Annotated in this window: 13 protein-coding genes; 4 read left to right on the plus strand and 9 right to left on the minus strand. The window is 71.0% G+C overall.

Going from position 1 to position 16813, the window contains the following annotated elements; all coding sequences use genetic code 11:
- Positions 1 to 28: 28 nt before the first annotated feature.
- Genes ABD998_RS07820 through ABD998_RS07835 form a run of 4 tightly spaced genes read right to left on the minus strand, consistent with a single transcriptional unit; the run spans position 29 to position 5539 of the window.
- On the minus strand, positions 29 to 2344 hold the full coding sequence (locus ABD998_RS07820) for an FAD-dependent oxidoreductase (RefSeq protein ID WP_345437747.1): 2316 nt from the start codon (positions 2342 to 2344) through the stop codon (positions 29 to 31).
- A gap of 37 nt (positions 2345 to 2381) precedes the next feature.
- Positions 2382 to 3680: a sugar ABC transporter substrate-binding protein gene (locus ABD998_RS07825; protein WP_345437749.1), complete on the minus strand. Its 1299-nt coding sequence runs from the start codon at positions 3678 to 3680 to the stop codon at positions 2382 to 2384.
- 27 nt (positions 3681 to 3707) lie between these two features.
- A complete protein-coding gene (locus tag ABD998_RS07830; RefSeq protein ID WP_345437751.1) occupies positions 3708 to 4613 on the minus strand; it encodes a carbohydrate ABC transporter permease in 906 nt (301 codons plus the stop codon).
- Positions 4610 to 5539 carry a carbohydrate ABC transporter permease gene (locus ABD998_RS07835; protein WP_345437753.1) on the minus strand — a complete coding sequence of 310 codons (930 nt, stop codon included), beginning with the start codon at positions 5537 to 5539 and terminating at the stop codon, positions 4610 to 4612. Before ABD998_RS07835 ends, ABD998_RS07830 begins: the two co-directional genes overlap by 4 nt.
- Positions 5540 to 5700: 161 nt before the next feature.
- Here ABD998_RS07835 and ABD998_RS07840 point away from each other — a divergent pair, with 161 nt between their 5' ends.
- Complete coding sequence (locus ABD998_RS07840) at positions 5701 to 6477, plus strand: IclR family transcriptional regulator (RefSeq protein WP_345437755.1); 777 nt, start codon at positions 5701 to 5703, stop codon at positions 6475 to 6477.
- 18 nt (positions 6478 to 6495) lie between these two features.
- Here the strand turns inward: ABD998_RS07840 and ABD998_RS07845 are convergent, their stop codons facing one another.
- From ABD998_RS07845 to ABD998_RS07860, 4 genes are all read right to left on the minus strand, one after another.
- Positions 6496 to 8502 carry a beta-galactosidase gene (locus tag ABD998_RS07845; RefSeq protein ID WP_345437757.1) on the minus strand — a complete coding sequence of 669 codons (2007 nt, stop codon included), beginning with the start codon at positions 8500 to 8502 and terminating at the stop codon, positions 6496 to 6498.
- A gap of 92 nt (positions 8503 to 8594) precedes the next feature.
- Positions 8595 to 9917: an ABC transporter substrate-binding protein gene (locus ABD998_RS07850; RefSeq protein ID WP_345437759.1), complete on the minus strand. Its 1323-nt coding sequence runs from the start codon at positions 9915 to 9917 to the stop codon at positions 8595 to 8597.
- A 32-nt stretch (positions 9918 to 9949) separates the two neighbouring features.
- Positions 9950 to 10861 (minus strand): carbohydrate ABC transporter permease, encoded by a 912-nt coding sequence (locus ABD998_RS07855; protein ID WP_345437761.1) that lies wholly within the window; start codon positions 10859 to 10861, stop codon positions 9950 to 9952.
- 1 nt (position 10862) lies between these two features.
- On the minus strand, positions 10863 to 11795 hold the full coding sequence (locus tag ABD998_RS07860) for a carbohydrate ABC transporter permease (RefSeq protein WP_345437763.1): 933 nt from the start codon (positions 11793 to 11795) through the stop codon (positions 10863 to 10865).
- A gap of 116 nt (positions 11796 to 11911) precedes the next feature.
- Between ABD998_RS07860 and ABD998_RS07865 the strand changes: the two genes are divergently transcribed.
- Positions 11912 to 12970, plus strand: a complete 1059-nt coding sequence (locus ABD998_RS07865; protein ID WP_345437765.1) for a LacI family DNA-binding transcriptional regulator — start codon at positions 11912 to 11914, stop codon at positions 12968 to 12970.
- A gap of 53 nt (positions 12971 to 13023) precedes the next feature.
- On the opposite strand, the gene ABD998_RS07870 is transcribed toward ABD998_RS07865, so the two are convergent.
- On the minus strand, positions 13024 to 14004 hold the full coding sequence (locus tag ABD998_RS07870; protein ID WP_345437767.1) for an Lrp/AsnC family transcriptional regulator: 981 nt from the start codon (positions 14002 to 14004) through the stop codon (positions 13024 to 13026).
- Between the two features lie 115 nt (positions 14005 to 14119).
- Here ABD998_RS07870 and ABD998_RS07875 point away from each other — a divergent pair, with 115 nt between their 5' ends.
- The gene (locus ABD998_RS07875; protein ID WP_345437769.1) at positions 14120 to 15358 is read left to right on the plus strand and encodes an amidohydrolase; all 1239 of its coding nucleotides are present in this window, start codon (positions 14120 to 14122) and stop codon (positions 15356 to 15358) included.
- Between the two features lie 53 nt (positions 15359 to 15411).
- Positions 15412 to 16761 (plus strand): DUF3100 domain-containing protein, encoded by a 1350-nt coding sequence (locus tag ABD998_RS07880; RefSeq protein WP_345437772.1) that lies wholly within the window; start codon positions 15412 to 15414, stop codon positions 16759 to 16761.
- Positions 16762 to 16813: the final 52 nt, after the last annotated feature.

A 16813-nucleotide genomic window follows, 5' to 3' on the forward strand; every position in this document is an offset into this window, starting at 1 on the left:
ATCCCGCACTGGGCACCCCGGGCAGGGGTCAGATCACCACTCGGTGCGGATAGGCGCGCAGTGCGACCACCCTGGCGTCGCGCGCGCCGTTGGTCGCGCGGATCGCGAGACGCAGCGCGTCCGCGTCGACGGGAGCATCGAGGTCGTGGACGCGATGCCGGCGGCGGTTGCCGTCGACCGCGACGACCTCGCGCCACGCGCCCTCGACCCGCGCCTCGACCGCGTAGGCGCGGACGAGCTCGGGGAACACGGGCTCCGGCGTGCGGTGGTGATGCAGCGTGTTGAGCTCGACATCCACATCGTCGTCGAAGACGACCCTCACCTGCGCGATGCGGCGGGGAGCGTCCCATTCGAGGAGGAGGTGCTCGTCGAGCGTCTGCGCGGGCGGCTGCTCGGCCAGCGCCGATGGCGCCCCCGGTCGACCCGACGCCGCAGACACCCACATCTGCGGCCCCCCGTAGTAGCGCTGGTAGCCGCCGACGGCGCGCTCGGGCGAGTAGGCGAGGGTCTCGGGATGGAGGCGGACGCGCATCGTGCGGCCTCTCAACGGGATGGCCGGCCACGCCACGACCGCCTCAGACTCGTCGACCGCGACGTTCTCCCCGCCGTCGGCCTGGGCGCGACGCATGAGCGTGAGGACGCCGGGCACCTGCTCCGCACGGAGCCGCACCGCGACATCCGGGTTCTCCTCCAGGACGATCACGACGCTCTCGGGTGAGGCGGGCGACCAGTCGAACGGCAGCCGCACCCACTGCGGAGCGTCCGACACGGCGAGCTCGACGGAGACGGAGAGCTCGCGCCGCACCGGCACGGCGTTCTGGCGGCGCCCCGTCGTCCACAGCGCGGCCCGCAGCGTCGTCTCGCGCGTGACGTCGACGAGGACGTCGACGCCCTCGAGGCGGGGGTCGACGGGGACGAGCACGCCCGTGTCGTGCGCAAGCGGGAACCGCTCGCCCTCACCCCCGTCGCTGTCGTCGTCGATGCCGCGGCGCCAGGAGCTGGCGGTGACCGCGGCCGTTCGCGCGAGGTCGTCCGGGTCCTCGTCGCGGACGCCGAACACCGGAGCGTCCTGACGGAGCAGCACCTGTCGCAGCAGGTCCGCGTGCTCCTGTGCGATCGCGCGCGGGTGCACGCCGAGCCGGGCGGCGAGCGCCGCGCCGGTTCCCGCCCCCTCGCCCACCGCCCCGCAGGTCGCCATGACGCGGGTCGATCCGAAGGCGACGTGGGTGGCCGAGATGTCGCGTCCGGCCATGAGCAGGTTGACGACGTCCCGCGAGTAGAGGCTGCGGAAGGGGATCCCGTAGATGCCGTTCGAGAACCGCTGGTGCGCGCCCGGCTTCGCGGCGTACATCCCCTCCACGGGGTGCAGATCGATCGACCACCCGCCGAACGCGACCGCATCGGGGAAGTCGACCTGGTCGAGGATGTCGTTCTGCGTCAGCACGTGGTCGCCGAGGAAGCGGCGGTACTCGCGCTTGCCGGGGAGCGATCCGACCCATTCCAGATCGAGGTTCTCGGCGTCGAACCGCCCGGAGTTCTTGATGTGGTCCCAGATCCCGAAGATGACCGACTTCAGCTCATCGCGGATGCGCTCGTTGTCGTGGACCGTGTCGAGCTCGCCGCCCCATTCGATCCACCAGTAGTGCGTTCCCGTGTCCCCCGAGCGCAGGATGCGCGACTCGAGGATCGACGTCTCGCGGATGTCCTTCGTCGAGCGCGGCGCGACGAACCGCACGGGATGGCCGACATCCTTCGTGTGGAAGAGGATCGTCGATCCGAGGAGCTGACGGTCGGCCTCCTCGGGCGCCCACGACTCGTCGAACTCGCGCCTCGCCTCGCGTCCGATGCGGTGCGCGGCGCCCGCGAGCGCGCCCACCAGGCCGTCGCCCGTGCAGTCGATGAAGAGTCCGCCGCGGAAGTGCGTCCACGTCTCCGAGCCCATCGTCCATCCACGCACGCCCGTGACGACGCGGCCGTCGGCCTCCTCCGCCGTGTCGACCTCGCGCACGTCGGTGTTGAGGAACAGCCGGATGTTCGGCTCGGCGCGGACCGCGTCGAGCACGACCTCGTCCCACAGGATGGGGTTGCCCTCGGGGTTGCGGTACTGGTTCTCGACGTACAGCTCGCCCACGATGCCGGATTCGCGGGCGAACCGCTGCACGCCGTGCGCCGTGGCGCCGCACACCCACACGCGCACCTCGCTCGAGGAGTTGCCGCCCAGCACGGGCCGGTTGCCGACGAGGGCGACTGTGCGCCCCAGGCGCGCGGCGGCGATGGCCGCGCACACCCCGGCGAGCCCTCCTCCGACGACGGTGATGTCGGATTCGACGGTCTGCGAGCGCATGATCCCCTTCTGATGGATGTGGTCGGGCGACGGCCGGTCAGCCGATGAGCCCCTGGACGGTCGTCTTCGCCTGGGCGAGCGCGTCGGCGGCGCCGACCTGGCCGATGAGCACGGACTGCACGGCCTCGGCGATGGCGGTGTCCATCTGCCCGTAGTTCACGTAGCCCCACAGCGGGTTCGACGTCGCGGTCGCGGTGATGCGCTCCGCGAAGGCGACGTTGAACGGGTCGGCGGCGAGCGCGTCGGACGAGAGCCCTTCCTCGGTCGCCGGCGGGAGCCCGCGCTCCTCGAAGTACGACGCGACCTGGTCGGGATCGCTCGTGATCCACTGCGCGAACTCCGCCGCCGTGCCCTCGCCCTCACCCTGGACGACGCAGATCGCGCCGCCCCAGAACACCGCGACGGGATCGTCGCCCGCCGCGAGCGTGGGGCGGGGCATGGGCGTCATCTTGTCGGCGATCGACGGATCGCTCGCGGCGTCGATGACGGACGACTTCCCGACGGGCGCATCGTCGTAGAGCGCGCACGTCTCCTGCGCGAAGAGGTTGCGTGCGGCGAAGCGGTCGACGTCGGGCGCGATGAGCCCCTCGTCGTACAGCTTCTTGTACCACTCCACGGCCTTCACCGACGCCTCGTCCCCGAGCGTCACGACGTCGTCCTCGACGACCGTGCCGCCGAACGTCTCGATCCACATGAGGATGTCCTTGAGCTGCGCGGCGTCGGTGGACGCCGCGTATGGGATGACCCCGATCCCCTTGAGGGCGCGGAGCCCCTCCTCGAACTCCTCGATCGTCTGGGGCTCGGTGGAGGCCCCGGCCTTCTCGAACAGCTCGGAGTTGGCGATGAGGCCGATCGCGCCGATGTTCCAGGGGAGCGCGTACTGCACCCCGTCGAAGCTCGACGCGTCGAGGGCCGCCGTCGTGTAGCCCCGCCCCTCCGCGTATCCGCCCAGGTCGGCGAGCTTCCCGAGCGCGACGAACGCCGAGAGCCAGGCGAGGTCGACGTGGGCGGCTCCCGTGAACTGGCCGCCGCGCACCTGCAGCGTCAACTGATTGAGGTAGTCGTTGTAGGGATAGGTCACGGGCGACACGTCGACACCCCTGTCGCCCCCGAACGCGGCGAGCGCGGCGTCGAGCGAGGGCTTCGCGGCCTCCTCCGACAGGCTCCACGAGGCGAAGGAGAAGTCGGTCGGCGTGCCGGCCGTGGCGGGCGCCTGCGCCGCGCCGCCGGGGCTCGGGGACCCCGGTGCGCAGCCGGCGATCGCGAACAGCGACGCCGAGCCGAGGCCGAGCGCAGAGACGCGCAGCAGGTCGCGTCGGGACAGGGTGAGGGTCATGATTCTCCTTCGAATGATGAGGACGGGTCAGCCCTTGACCGCGCCGGCGGTGATGCCGCCCACGAGGAAGCGCTGCAGGAGCATGAAGGCGACGGCGACGGGCACCGACACGAGCAGCGACGCCGCCATGAGCTCGGGCCACGCCGTGCTCGCCTCGCTGATGTAGGTGTTGACGAGCCCGGGCGGCAGGGTCTGCTTGTCGGGGCCCGCGAGAGTGAGCGCGAAGATGAAGTCGTTCCAGCCGCGCACGAAGGCGAACAGGCCCGATGCCACGAGGCCGGGGGCGGCGAGCGGCATGATGACCGAGTGGAAGATGCGCCACGGCCCCGCGCCGTCGATGCGCGCCGCCTCGATGAGGTCGTCGGGGAGGTTGTCGAAGAACCCCTTCAGCATCCACACGCACAGCGGCAGGGTGAAGGTCGTGAACGAGACGATGAGCGCGAGGTAGCTGTTGAGCAGCCCGAACTGCGCGAACACGAGGTAGAGCGTGACGAGCAGGAGGGCCTGCGGGAACATCTGGCTCGACAGCACGAAGTACATGAGCGAGGTGCGGCCGCGGAAGCGGTACTTCGAGAACGCGTAGCCCATGTACATGGAGACGACGACCGAGAGGACGGCGGTGACGAGCGAGACGATCACGCTGTTGCGGAGGTAGCCGAAGAGCTCGGGGCGGCCGAACACGTCGAGGTAGTGCTCGAAGGTGATCTCGGTCGGGAAGAGCGCCGGCGGGAACCGGAAGACCAGGCGGTCGGGGGTCAGCGAGGTGACGAGAAGCCAGTAGACGGGGGCGAACGCGAAGACGACGACGATCGCGAGCGTGATCCACGTGCCCCAGCGCGGGCGCCCTCGCGGACGGCGACGGGGCGGGCGGTCGTCGCCCGTGAGGATGGCGCGCGTCGTGTCGATCCGCGGCTCCGGGATGGTCGTGGTCATCGCTCCGCCTTCCGCGCGTCGCGCTCGGAGAAGGTCACGTAGACCACCACGAGCACCGTGAGCAGCAGCATCCAGAGCAGGCCGATCGCGCCGGCCTGCCCGAGGTCGTATCCCTTGAAGGCGGTGTCGTAGACCGCCGTGGCGAACGTGCTCGTCGTGCCGGCGGGGCCGCCGCCGGTCATGACGAAGATCGTGTCGAAGTGCTGGAAGTTCCAGATGAACTCGAGGAGGAGGACGAGGCCGGCGACGCCGCTGATGTGCGGCCAGGTGACGGCGAAGAACCGCCGCACGGTGCCCGCCCCGTCGATCGCGGCTGCCTCGTGCAGCTCCTGCGGGACAGTCTGGAGGCCCGCGAGGAGCATGACCATGACCCACGGGAAGGAGTTCCACGTCTTCGCGACGATGAGCGCTCCGCGGGCGGCGTCGGTGTCGAAGAGCCAGGCGACGGGCGAGTCGATGAGCCCGAGGTTCAGGAGCAGCCCGTTGACGACGCCGTAGTTGCCGTCGAAGATCCAGGCCCACAGGAACGACACGACGACGCCGGGGATGAGCCACGGGATGAGGAAGGCCCCGCGCAGGAACCTCTGGCCGGGGAAGGCCTGGTTGAGCACGAGTGCGAGGGCCAGGCCCACGGCGAACGGCCCGACGGTCGCTCCCACGGTGAAGACGAGCGTCTGCCACACCAGGCGCGCGAAATCGTTCGCGACGGCGTGCGCGATGTTGTCGAATCCGACGAACGTCTGGCCCGGGTAGAGCAGGCTCTCGTCGAAGAACGCCGAGGCGAGCGAGCGGATGAGCGGATACAGCACGACCGCGCACAGGAGCACGAGGCCGGGCAGCAGCAGGAACGTGAGGAAAGAGCGCTCGCTGAGGGGCATGCCTCGTCGGCGGCGCTGCGCGAGTTCTGGGGCGAGCTGAGCGGTCATCTTCGTCCTTCGGCGGGTGCGGCGTCGTCTTCGGCGCCGCGGCACCCGGGGTGCCGAAGACCATCGTGCACGAGCATTCATCATGTTGCAATGCCCATGCACTATGTGCATGATGGAGGGATCCAGGGCACGGGCCCCCGACATCGGTCAGCGAGGATGATGTGGCAGCGGACAAGGGATCCAACCAGAGCGTCGAGAAGGCGGTGGCGCTCCTCGAGGCCTTCCGCGACGGCGAGCCGCGTCGCGTGGGCGACATCGCGCGCGAGACGGGCATAGGGCAGTCCACGGCATCGCGCCTGCTCGCCACCCTGGAGGCGGCGGGGCTCGTCGAACGCGACCCCGTCACGAGCCTCTACTTCCTCGGCACGGAGCTGCTCACCCTCGCGGGCGTCGCGGTGAACCGCATCCCCGTGCACCGTACGAGCCGCATGGTCGCCCAGACGCTCGCCGCGGAGCTCGGGCTCGGCGTGAACGTGGGGATCCGGCAGGGCTCGGAGCTCGTCTACGTCTGCCACTTCGAGGGGGCGCAGTCGCCCAAGTCGCACACGCTCCTCGGCGAGAGGGTGCCGCTGCATGCGACGAGCATCGGCAAGGCGGTGCTCTCGGGGCTGACGGCGGCCGACCGCGACGCCGTGCTGTCCCGCGGTCTCCCCGCGTACACGCAGCGCACGCACACCCAGCGCGCGATGCTCGATCGCGAGCTCGCCGTCGTCGCCCGCCGCGGCTACGCGACCGAGATCGAGGAGTTCGTGCTCGGCCGCGCGTCGGTGGCAGCACCCGTCGTCGACCGCTCGGGCGCCACGATCGCGGCCGTGTCGATCTCGGGGCCGCTGTCGGCGATCGCCCTCGAGACCCGCGAACCGGAGCTCGCGCGCGTCGCCGTGGAGACCGCCGACCGCATCAGCTCCGCGCTCGGGTTCCACGGCCCGGGCTACTGACCCGGGCCGTGCCCGCCGCTAGCGGGAGAAGACCGCGACCCCGCGCGGCGCCAGCGTGCCGCCGCCGATGAGCGCGACCCCCTCGACGTCGTCGAGGGGGAGCTCGTCGTCGGTGCGGTTGATGACGAACGCGAACGTCTCGTCGCCCGCTCCGCGCAGCGTGAGCGAGGCCGCTCCCCGGATGGCCTCCGGCAGCTCCGAGACGACGCCCGCCCCCGCGAGCAGCGTCGGAACGATGGAGCCGAGGCCCTCCGCGCCGAGCCGGGTCGAGACGTACGACGCGGATCCTTCGCCGACGGCCCGCCGCGTCACGGCGGCGCCGCCGTCGAGGTCGGATCCGGCGTAGCGCGCGATGACCTCGACGGCGGGGTCGACGACGTCGACCGGCTCGCTCCACAACGTCGCGTCGACGCCCGAGTCGAGGGCGATCGCCTCACCCTCGTAGAGCGGGCGGAACTCCTCCACGCGCACCCCCAGCAGGTCGCGGAAGGCGCCGGGGTAGCCGCCCAGCCACGCACGGTCGTCCTCGTTCACGACGCCCGAGAAGTAGGTCGCGACGAGGTGGCCGCCCGCCTCGACGTACGCCGTCAGCGACTCGGCGAGCGCGGCCGGCACGGCGTAGAGCACGGGCGCGACGACCATCCGGTAGCCGTCGAGCGGCACGTCGGCCGGCACGACGTCGACGCGCACGCCGGCGTCGTGCAGCGCCGTGAACCAGTCGAGCGCCTCCTGCCGGTAGCGCAGCAGATCGGTCGGGTGGGAGTCGAGCTCGCTGCCCCACCACGCGTCCCAGTCGAAGAGGATGGCGACGGGCGCCTGAACGGCGTGCGATCCGGCGACGGCGTCGAGGCGGCGCAGCAGGCCGCCGAGCTCCACGACGGAGCGGAAGACACGGCTGTCGGCGCCCGCATGCGGCACCATCGCGGAGTGGAACTTCTCGGCACCCGCGGCCGACTGCCGCCACTGGAAGTAGCAGACGGCGTCGGCTCCGTGGGCGACGTGCGTGAGGGAGTCGCGCACGAGCTCGCCGTCGCGCTTGGGACGGTTGACGGGCTGCCAGTTGACCGCGCTCGTCGAGTGCTCCATGAGGAACCACGGGCGGCGGTGCGCGATGCCCGAGACGAGCGCGGCCGAGAAGGCGAGCTCGTCGTAGGACTGCGCGCCCGGATGGCGGTAGTGGTCGTTCGAGACGAAGTCGAGCTCGTGCGCCCAGTCGGCGTAGTCGGCGTGCTGCGTCTCGCCCATGACCATGAAGTTCGTCGTCACGGGGATGTCGGGGGTGATCCTCCGCAGGATCTCGCGCTCCGCGACGAAGTACTCCTTGAGGGCGTCGGAGGAGAAGCGCTTGAAGTCGAGCTGCTGCGTGGGATTGGGGTGCGAGTCGACCTCGCGCGGCGGCAGGATCTCGTGGAACGCGCCGTACTGCTGCGACCAGAAGGCGGTGCCCCATGCGTGGTTCAGCCGGTCGATCGTGCCGTAGCGCGCCTCGAGCCAGACGCGGAAGGCGCGTGCGGCGTCGTCGGAGTAGTCCCACGCGTTGTGGCAGCCGAGCTCGTTGTTGACGTGCCAGGCGACGATCGCGGGGTGGTCGCGGTAGCGATCGGCCATCGTCTCGACGAGGCGCAGGGCGTAGTCGCGGAAGACCGGCGAGGTGGGCCGCCAGTGCTGGCGTGCACCGGGCGAGAGGATGTGGCCGTGATGCGTGACGGGCAGCACCTCGGGGTGCTTGATCGTGAGCCACGGGGGCGGCGACGCGGTGGCCGTGGCGAGATCGACGCCGATGCCGTTGGCGTGGAGCAGGTCGATGACCTCGTCGAGCCACGCGAAGTCCCACACGTCCTCGGCCGGCTGCAGCTTGGCCCAGGAGAAGATGCCCACGGAGACGACGTCGACGCCCGCCTCGCGCATGAGCCGCACGTCCTCGTCCCACACGTCGCGCGGCCACTGCTCGGGGTTGTAGTCGGCGCCGTACGAGATGCGCGGCGCGGTGCCGTCGGGGGTGCGCAGCCAGCGGTGCGTCTGCATGGGGGTCCTTCCGGGTCGTGCGGGCCCGGGGGATGGCCCGGGCAGGGGAGCGGGGTGCGCCGCCGTCGGCTGCGCACCCCGCGAGGTCGTGGCTACTCGATCGTGAAGCCCTGGTCGGCGCCGTACGTCTCGAGCGTCGACTGCCAGTCCTCGAGGCCGTCGGAGACGGAGGCGGAGCCGAGGAAAGCCTGGCCGACGGAGTCGCCGAAGACAGTGTTCGCGTACACCTGGAACGGCAGGTACTGCCATCCCTCGACGACCGAGGCCGACGACGCGGCGAAGACCTCGTTCGCCTTCTGACCGCCGAAGTAGTCGAACTCCGTGCTCAGGAACTCCTCCGACTCGAGGTCGGCGACGGTCGCGGGGAACGCGCCGCCGTCGATGCGGGTCTGCACGCCGTCGCCCGCGTTGGCGTACTCGATGAACGCGTACGCGAGCTCCTTGTTCTCGGCCGCGGCCGGGATGGCGAGCGAGCTGCCGCCGTTCTCGGACGACGTGCTCACGCCCTCCTCCCACTGCGGCATCTCGGCCACGCGCCACGCGCCCGCGCCGTCGGGAGCGCTGCCCTCGAGATTGGCGGGCATCCACGCGCCGGTCGTCAGCGTCGCGAGGGTGCCGTCGGCGAGGGCGGAGAACCACTCGTCGCTCCAGCTGGAGATGTCGGAGATGAGTCCCTCGTCGAGCAGCGTCTGCCATACCTCGGCGTAGCGCTGCGCGCCCTCGTCGCCGGCGAGGTCGAGCGCCACGGTGGAGCCGTCGACGGTCCACGGCGTGCCGCCGGCCTGCCACATGATGGAGGCCGCAAGACCCGCGTCGCCCGCGTCGTTGGCGATGTAGAGGTCGGGGTTCGCCTCATGCAGAGCGCGCGCGGCCTCGATGTACTCGTCCCAGGTCGTCGGCACCGCGACGCCGTACTCGTCGAAGACGTCCTTGTTGTAGTACATCGCCATGGGGCCCGAGTCCATCGGCAGGCCGATGACGGCGTCTCCCGAGGTGACCGACGACCACGGGCCCGGAGCGTAGTCCCCGTCGAGGTCCGAGGCGCCGTAGGGGCCGAGGTCTTCGAGCGAGTCCTGCAGGGCGAACTGGGGCAGCGCGTAGTACTCGACCTGCGCCACGTCGGGGAGGCCGGTGCCGGCCGTGATGGCGTTCTGCAGGGCCGTGTACGAGTCGATGCCGGTGCCGACGTTGACGAGGTCGACGGTGACGCCGGGGTTCTCCTCTTCGAAGTCGGCGGCGACCTGCTCGAGCGTGGGCTCCCAGGCCCAGACGGTGATCGTGCCGCCCTCCTCGACGGCGGCGTCGGTGTCGACCTCCTCTGCGGAGCCGGAGCAGCCGGCGAGGACGAGGGCGGCGGCGCCCGCGAGGGCGGTGCCGGCGAGGACGCGACGGCCCAGGCGGATGGTGGTGGTCATGCGGTGTGCACTCCTTCGTGTGGGTGTGGGGGTCATTCCTTGACGGATCCGGCCGAGAGGCCCGACTGCCAGAACCGCTGCAGGAAGAGGAAGGCGATGATGAGCGGCACGATCGTGAGGAGCGAGCCGGTCAGCACCAGGTCGAAGATGGCGGTCCCGCCGGCGGTCGACGCCTGGGCGTTCCACTGGTTGAGACCGATGATGAGCGGGTACCAGTCGGGGTCGCGCAGCATGATGAGCGGCAGGAAGTAGTTGTTCCAGGTCGCGACCATCGTGAACAGCAGCACCGTGACCATCCCGGGTGCCAGCAGGCGCAGCGAGACCTGCCAGAAGATGCGGAACTCGCTCGCGCCGTCGATGCGCGCCGCCTCCATGAGCTCGGTCGGGATGGCCTCGGACGCGAACGTCCACATGAGGTAGAGCCCGAACGGCGAGATGAGCGACGGGATGATGACGGACCACGGGGTGTTCGTCAGACCCATCGAGCTGAACATGAGGAACGTCGGCACCGCGAGCGCCGTGCCGGGCACGGCCACGGCGCCGATGATGACGGCGAAGACGGCCTTCCTGCCCGGGAACTCGTACTTGGCGAGCGCGTACCCGCCGAGGACCGCGAGGAGGGTCGCCCCTCCCGCCCCGACGATGACGTAGAGCAGCGTGTTGGCGAACCAGCGCAGGAAGATGCCGTCGTCGTACGTCAGGGCTCGGCCGATGTTGTCGAAGAGCGCGAACTCCCCTCCGAACCACAGGCCGAAGGTCGAGAACAGGTCGCTCTGGGTCTTGGTCGCGTTGATGAGCAGCCAGACGAGGGGGATGAGCGAGTAGACGAGGATGATGCCGGCGAGGATCGTCAGCAGGATGCTGCGGCGCGGCTTGTCGATCGTGCCGATGCGCGAGCGCGTGCGGGCGCCGGGGCGCACGGTGACGAGGCGGGTCGTGGTCATGTCAGTCGGCCTTCCGCATCCCGCGCAGCTGCACGACGTAGGCGATGATCATCGTGATGACGCCCATGATGATCGCGACGGTCGCGGAGTAGTTGAGCTGCTGCCCCGCGAACGCGAGGTTGTAGGCGTAGAGGTTGGGCGTGAACGACGTGGTGATCGCGTTGGGCGCGAGCGACGACATGATGCTCGGCTCGTTGAAGAGCTGGAAGCTGCCGATGATCGAGAAGATCGTCGCGACGACGAGCGAGCCGCGGATGGCGGGGATCTTGATCGCGCGGATGATCCGGAACTGACTCGCGCCGTCGATCGCGGCGGCCTCGTACAGCGAGCTCGGGACGACCCGGAGGGCCGAGTAGAAGATGAGCATGTTGTAGCCCACGAACTCCCACGTCACGATGTTGCCGATCGAGGCGAGCACGAGCTCGGGCGAGAGCAGGTCGGGCAGCTGCACGCCGAACGCGTCCTCGATGTTGCCGACGAGGCCGAACCTGTCGCCGTACATGAAGCCCCACATGAACGCGGCGACGACGGCGGGAACGGCGTACGGCAGGAAGATGCCGATGCGGAAGAAGTCGCGGCCGTAGAGGCGGCCGCTGTCGATCGCGAGGGCCGCCACGAGCGAGATGCCCAGCATGATCGGCACCTGCACGACGAGGAACAGGACGACGCGGCCGAGTCCCTGCCAGAAGCTCTCGTCGCCGAACGCCCGCAGGTAGTTGTCGAGCCCCACGAAGACGGTGCCGCCGACGAGCTGCGAGCGGAACAGGCTCAGGTAGATCGAGTAGACGATCGGCGCGAGGAACACGAGCGCGAACACGATCATGAACGGCGCGAGGAAGCCCCATCCGGTCCATCGGCCGCGCGCGTGGCGCGCCGCCCTGGTCTGCGTCCGACCCGGTGGCATCACCGGGACGGCAGGCGACGTTGTTGTCATCCTGAGGTCCTCCGCTGCATCGACAGGAGTGGGTGGAACAGCTATGTTTGCGTAAACATCCTACGCGCCGCGGATGACCGCGCAACTCGGGTCGGTCACGATACGGTTTCAAGACGATGGACGACCTCGCTTCCCCCCGCCCCCCGCGGCGTCGCGCCGACACCGGCGGACGCCGGGTGTCGATGGCCGACGTCGCACAGCGCGCCGGCGTGTCGGCGCAGACCGTGTCGCGCGTGGCGAACGGGTTCGGCGGGGTCCTGGAGGAGACCCGCGAGGTCGTCATCGCCGCGATGGACGAGCTCGGCTACCGCCCGAACAGCGCAGCGCGGGCCCTCAAGCTCGGATCGTTCCACACCATCGGCGTCATCTCGAACACGCTGTCGACCATCGGCGACATCCGCACGATCGAGGCGATCGCCCACTCGGCGGCCGTCGAGGGGTACACCACGACACTCATCCCGCTGCGGGCGCAGTCGGAGGGCGCCGGGCGCGTGTACTCCCGCCTCCAGGAGCTCGCCGTCGACGCTCTCATCCTCAACATCGAGACGCAGCTGCTCGAGCGCGCCGAGGTGCTGCTGCCTCCCGGTGTGCCCGTGGTGCTCATGGACACCGGCGCGGATGACGCGCACGTCGTGGTCGACACGGATCAGTTCGACGGCGCCCGCCAGGCGACCCGGCACCTGCTCTCGCTCGGTCACGACACGGTCTGGCACCTCGCGGGACCGGAGGGCTCCCACCCCGCGCAGCGCCGCGCGGAGGGATGGCGTCAGACGCTCGCGGAATCGGGCCGCGACATCCCTCCCGTGCTGCGCGGCGACTGGACCGCGCAGTCGGGCTATGCGCTCGGACGGCGCGCCGCGGCGGACCCGGGCTGCACGGCGGTGTTCTGCGCCAACGACCAGATGGCTCTGGGTCTGTACCGCGCGCTCCGCGAGGCTGGCCGGTCCATCCCCGACGACGTGAGCGTCGTCGGCTTCGACGACACCGAGGACGCCGGCGCCTACGACCCGCCGTTGACGTCGGTGCACCAGGACTTCGCCGACGCCGGCCGGCGCGCCGTCGCGGCCGCGCTCGCGCAGGTGCGCGGCGCGAGCGGCTCCCCGCGCATGGACGTCGTCCCCACGACGCTCGTCGTCCGCGAGAGCACGGCCCCGCCCCCATCACCCGGCCGCTGAGCGAGCAGAGCGAGACGAAGCGCCGCGACGTCCCTCGGAAGGTCGCGCCCCCGCTAGGGTCGCGGAGACATCGAGACGATCCGCCCCGTCGCCTGGCCGCGGTCGTCGAGAGCGTGGCCCAGATGCTTCGCGATGCCGGAGACGACGGAGCGATCGGCGATGCGCGCGCCCGGGGCCGCGCGCTCCAGCGCGACCTCGAAGCCCGAGATGTCGGCGAGCGAGCGCAGCCACACCGCGAGGATGAGGTTGTAGCGCGTCGCGCACTCGACGGCGAGCCGTACCTCCGGCACCTTGCCGAGGGCCGTGCGGAGCGGGGCGAGCAGAGACGCTGGAACCTCGACGAAGTACCACGCGTAGACCGGCCACGACGAGAGCCGTCGCGCCACGTCGGTGCGCAGCCGCAGCTCGCCCGATGCGCGCAGGGTGGCGATCGCGTCGACCACGCGCTGCGGTGAGACGCCGTGGCGGTCGGCGATGGCCGCCGCCGACGCGCGCCCGTCGAGTCCGAGCTCGTACCCGACGACGGCCCGCAGCTCGGGGGCGACGACCCGCGCCGCTCGCGGGCGAGGCGCCGCGGCGGGAGGGATGCGCGTCGCCTCCCCCGCGGTGAGCTCGCGGAAACGCCATGCGCCGCCCTCGACGATGTAGTCCACGACGAGATGCGTGCGCGCCGAGCGGATGCCGGGCAGATGGCTGAGCTTCTCGGTCGTGAAGCGCGCCGCCAGGTCGGGGTCGCTGCCGATGAGCGTGAGGAAGAGGTCGCGCGTGCCGACGGTGCGGTCGACCGTCGCGACCTGCGGGTCGTCGACGAGGGCGTCCGTCACCGCGGCGAGCGCGGCGGGCTCGCACTCCACCTCGACGAGCGCTCCGCTGTCCCATCCGAGGATGCCCGTGCTCCAGGCGAGCCCCTCGTCGGCGATGCGCTGCCAGCGACGGGAGAGCGTCGCGGCGTCCGCCCCGACGACGGGAGCGAGCGCGGTCCACGCCGCGCGCGGCTCGATCTGCAGCGCATGCAGGAGACGCCTGTCGAGCACATCGAGACCGGATTCCTGCAATCGCCATCCCTTCTCCGCGGGTTCCGTGCAACTTTACAGATCGGAATCACGGCTCTCCCACACTGATCCGCACACCGGACCCCGAAGGAGAGCCATGACCGACGCCGTCGCCACGACCCAGGATGCCGATACCGCCGCCCTCAAGGACGAGATCGCCTCGGCGCTCGAAGCGAGCCGCGCGACCCTGCTGGCGCTCAGCCACGAGATCCACGACGATCCGGAGCTCAGCTGGCAGGAGCACCGCGCCGCTCTGCGCGTGGCCGGCACGCTGCGCGACGCGGGCTTCGCCGTGACGACGGCGGCCTACGGCGTCGAGACGGCCGTGGAGGCCGTCTACGGCGACGGCGACCTCTCCGTCGTCATCTGCGCCGAGTACGACGCCCTGCCCGGCGTCGGGCATGCGTGCGGGCACAACATCATCGCCGCCGCCGGCGTCGGCGCGGCGATCGCCCTCCTGCCCGTCGCCGACCGGGCCGGCCTGCGCGTCACCCTCCTCGGCACGCCGGCCGAGGAGCACGGCGGCGGCAAGGTGTCGCTCCTGCAGGCGGGGGCGTGGGAGGACGCCGACTTCTCGCTCATGGTGCACGGCGCCGCGGGGGAGGACCGGGGTGCGTCGTCGTTCGTCTCGACGGCCGTCGACCGCTTCGCCGTGGAGTTCCACGGAGTCACCGCGCATGCCGCCGGAGCCCCCGAGAAGGGCGTCAACGCCGCATCGGCGGCAGCGCTCTCGCTCAATGCGATCGCCTTCCTCCGCCAGCATCTGCCGTCGACGACCAACCTCAACGCGTTCATCTCGCTCGGCGGCGAGGCGACCAACATCATCCCCGACCGCGCCGTCGTGCAGGTCGAGGTGCGCGCCTACGAGATCGACGCCTGGCGCGACCTGAAGAAGCGGGTGCTCGCATGCTTCGAGGGCGCCGCCATCGCGACGGGCACGACCTGGAGCTGGGAGCAGACCGAGCACCCGTACGCCCCCCTGGAGCACGACGCCGGGCTCGCACCGCTCTGGGACGCGAACATGGCGCTGCGCGGCCGCGAGCTCGCCGAGGGCTCGCTGCTCGGAGGCGGCTCGACCGACATGGGCAACGTGTCCCAGGTCGTGCCGAGCCTCCACGGCATGATCGCCGTCCTCGGGTCCGAGGCGGTGCCCCACAACCCCGCGTTCACGGCCGACGCGGCGTCTCCCGCCGCCGACGACGCCGTCATCGACGGTGCAGCCGTCATCGCCTTCACGGCGCTCGACGCGGCCCTCGATCCCGCCGTGCGCGCCTCCCTGAAGGCACGGAAGGCCGCACGACCCGCCGGAGCGACCCGGATCACCCTGGAAGCCTGACCCGCTCCCGACCCCCGAAGCCCGACCCCGACCCCGACCCTGAGGAAACCGACATGTCCGAATCGACCAGCGCCGCGCGCACCCGGATCGCCGACGCCGCATCGGCCATCCGCTACACGGCCCGCAGTCCGAAGCTCTGGGTCCTCGCGGCCCTCCTTCTCGTCATCGCGGGCATCGCCCAGTTCGCCGGCGCTCTCGTGATCCCGCTCGGGATCGCCTCCCTCACCATCCTCCCCATGGTGTGGGGCATCATCGGCGGCGGCTTCGCCTCCGCGCAGCCGTGGAAGCGGATGCCGCTCGACATGCAGCACGCCGCGGGCGTCCTCATGGGCGTCGCCGTCATGGTCCTGTGCGCGCGCCTGTCGTTCACGCTCGGTCCGAACATCTCCATCCTCTTCACGGCGGGTCCCGCGCTCCTGCTGCAGGAGGTCGGACACCTGTTCGGCACCATCCTGCTCGCGCTGCCGCTCGCCGTGCTGCTGCGGATGGGGCCGGCGACCGTCGGCGCGACGTTCTCGATCGACCGGGAGGGCTCCTTCGCGATGGTGAGCGAGCGGTACGGCGCCGACTCTCCGCAGTACCGCGGAGTGCTGTCGATGTACGTGTTCGGCACCCTGTTCGGCGCGATCCTCGTGAGCCTCATCGCCTCCCTCGCGACGTCGACGGGCGTCTTCGACCCGCTCGCGCTGGCGATGGGAGCAGGCGTCGGATCGGGGTCGATGATGGCCGCGGCCGCCGCCGTGGTGCAGCAGGCGCATCCCGAGATGGGCGACCAGGTGCTGGCCGTCGCGACCGCCTCGAACCTCATCACGGGCATCCTCGGCGTCTACGTCGGCATCTTCGTCGCGCTGCCCCTCGCCGACCGGCTCTACCGTCTGCTCGCGCGCGGCCGGTTCGCGGTCGCGGCGGCCGAGCCGGCGCCCGTGCAGCGCGCGAGGATGGAGCAGGCGGCGACCCCGCCCGCCGTGACGCTCTCGTCGTGGCTCGCCGTCGCCGTGCTCGCCGTCGTCGGCGTGGTGGTCGCGTCGATCGCGCACAGGGGCTTCGACGTCACGATCGTGCTCGGCTGGGTGCTCATGGCGCTCCTGGCGATGGCGGGCTTCGGCCTGTCGCGGCTCACGCGGGGGAGGGTGCCTGCGATCGCGTGGGTCATCTCGATCGGCGCCCTCGCGACGACGCCCGTGTCGCCCGTCGCCGACGCGGTGCTCGCGAGCGTCGCGTCGATCGACTTCCTGTCGGTCTGCACGGTGGTGCTCACCATCGCCGGACTCAGTCTCGGGAAGGACCTGCCGCTGCTCAAGAGCATCGGCTGGAAGATCATCCCGGTCGGCATCGTGTCCATCGCCGCGTCGTACCTCGTGTCCGTCGTCATCGCGGAGTTCGCGCTCGGACTCTGGGGATGACAGGCGGGGGATGGCCCTGGCCGCGTGCCGGGGCCATCCCCCCGTCCGCGCG

The sequence above is a fragment of the Microbacterium gilvum genome (genome assembly GCF_039543865.1).
Taxonomy (GTDB): Bacteria; Actinomycetota; Actinomycetes; order Actinomycetales; family Microbacteriaceae; genus Microbacterium; species Microbacterium gilvum.

Excerpts from the sequence above, each read along its gene's own strand:
- ABD998_RS07820 (WP_345437747.1), bottom strand. The coding sequence starts at position 2,344 with ATGCGCTCGCAGACCGTCGAATCCGACATCACCGTCGTCGGAGGAGGG.
- ABD998_RS07825 (WP_345437749.1), bottom strand. The coding sequence starts at position 3,680 with ATGACCCTCACCCTGTCCCGACGCGACCTGCTGCGCGTCTCTGCGCTC.
- ABD998_RS07830 (WP_345437751.1), bottom strand. The coding sequence starts at position 4,613 with ATGACCACGACCATCCCGGAGCCGCGGATCGACACGACGCGCGCCATC.
- ABD998_RS07835 (WP_345437753.1), bottom strand. The coding sequence starts at position 5,539 with ATGACCGCTCAGCTCGCCCCAGAACTCGCGCAGCGCCGCCGACGAGGC.
- ABD998_RS07845 (WP_345437757.1), bottom strand. The coding sequence starts at position 8,502 with ATGCAGACGCACCGCTGGCTGCGCACCCCCGACGGCACCGCGCCGCGC.
- ABD998_RS07850 (WP_345437759.1), bottom strand. The coding sequence starts at position 9,917 with ATGACCACCACCATCCGCCTGGGCCGTCGCGTCCTCGCCGGCACCGCC.
- ABD998_RS07855 (WP_345437761.1), bottom strand. The coding sequence starts at position 10,861 with ATGACCACGACCCGCCTCGTCACCGTGCGCCCCGGCGCCCGCACGCGC.
- ABD998_RS07860 (WP_345437763.1), bottom strand. The coding sequence starts at position 11,795 with ATGACAACAACGTCGCCTGCCGTCCCGGTGATGCCACCGGGTCGGACG.
- ABD998_RS07865 (WP_345437765.1), top strand. The coding sequence starts at position 11,912 with ATGGACGACCTCGCTTCCCCCCGCCCCCCGCGGCGTCGCGCCGACACC.
- ABD998_RS07875 (WP_345437769.1), top strand. The coding sequence starts at position 14,120 with ATGACCGACGCCGTCGCCACGACCCAGGATGCCGATACCGCCGCCCTC.
- ABD998_RS07880 (WP_345437772.1), top strand. The coding sequence starts at position 15,412 with ATGTCCGAATCGACCAGCGCCGCGCGCACCCGGATCGCCGACGCCGCA.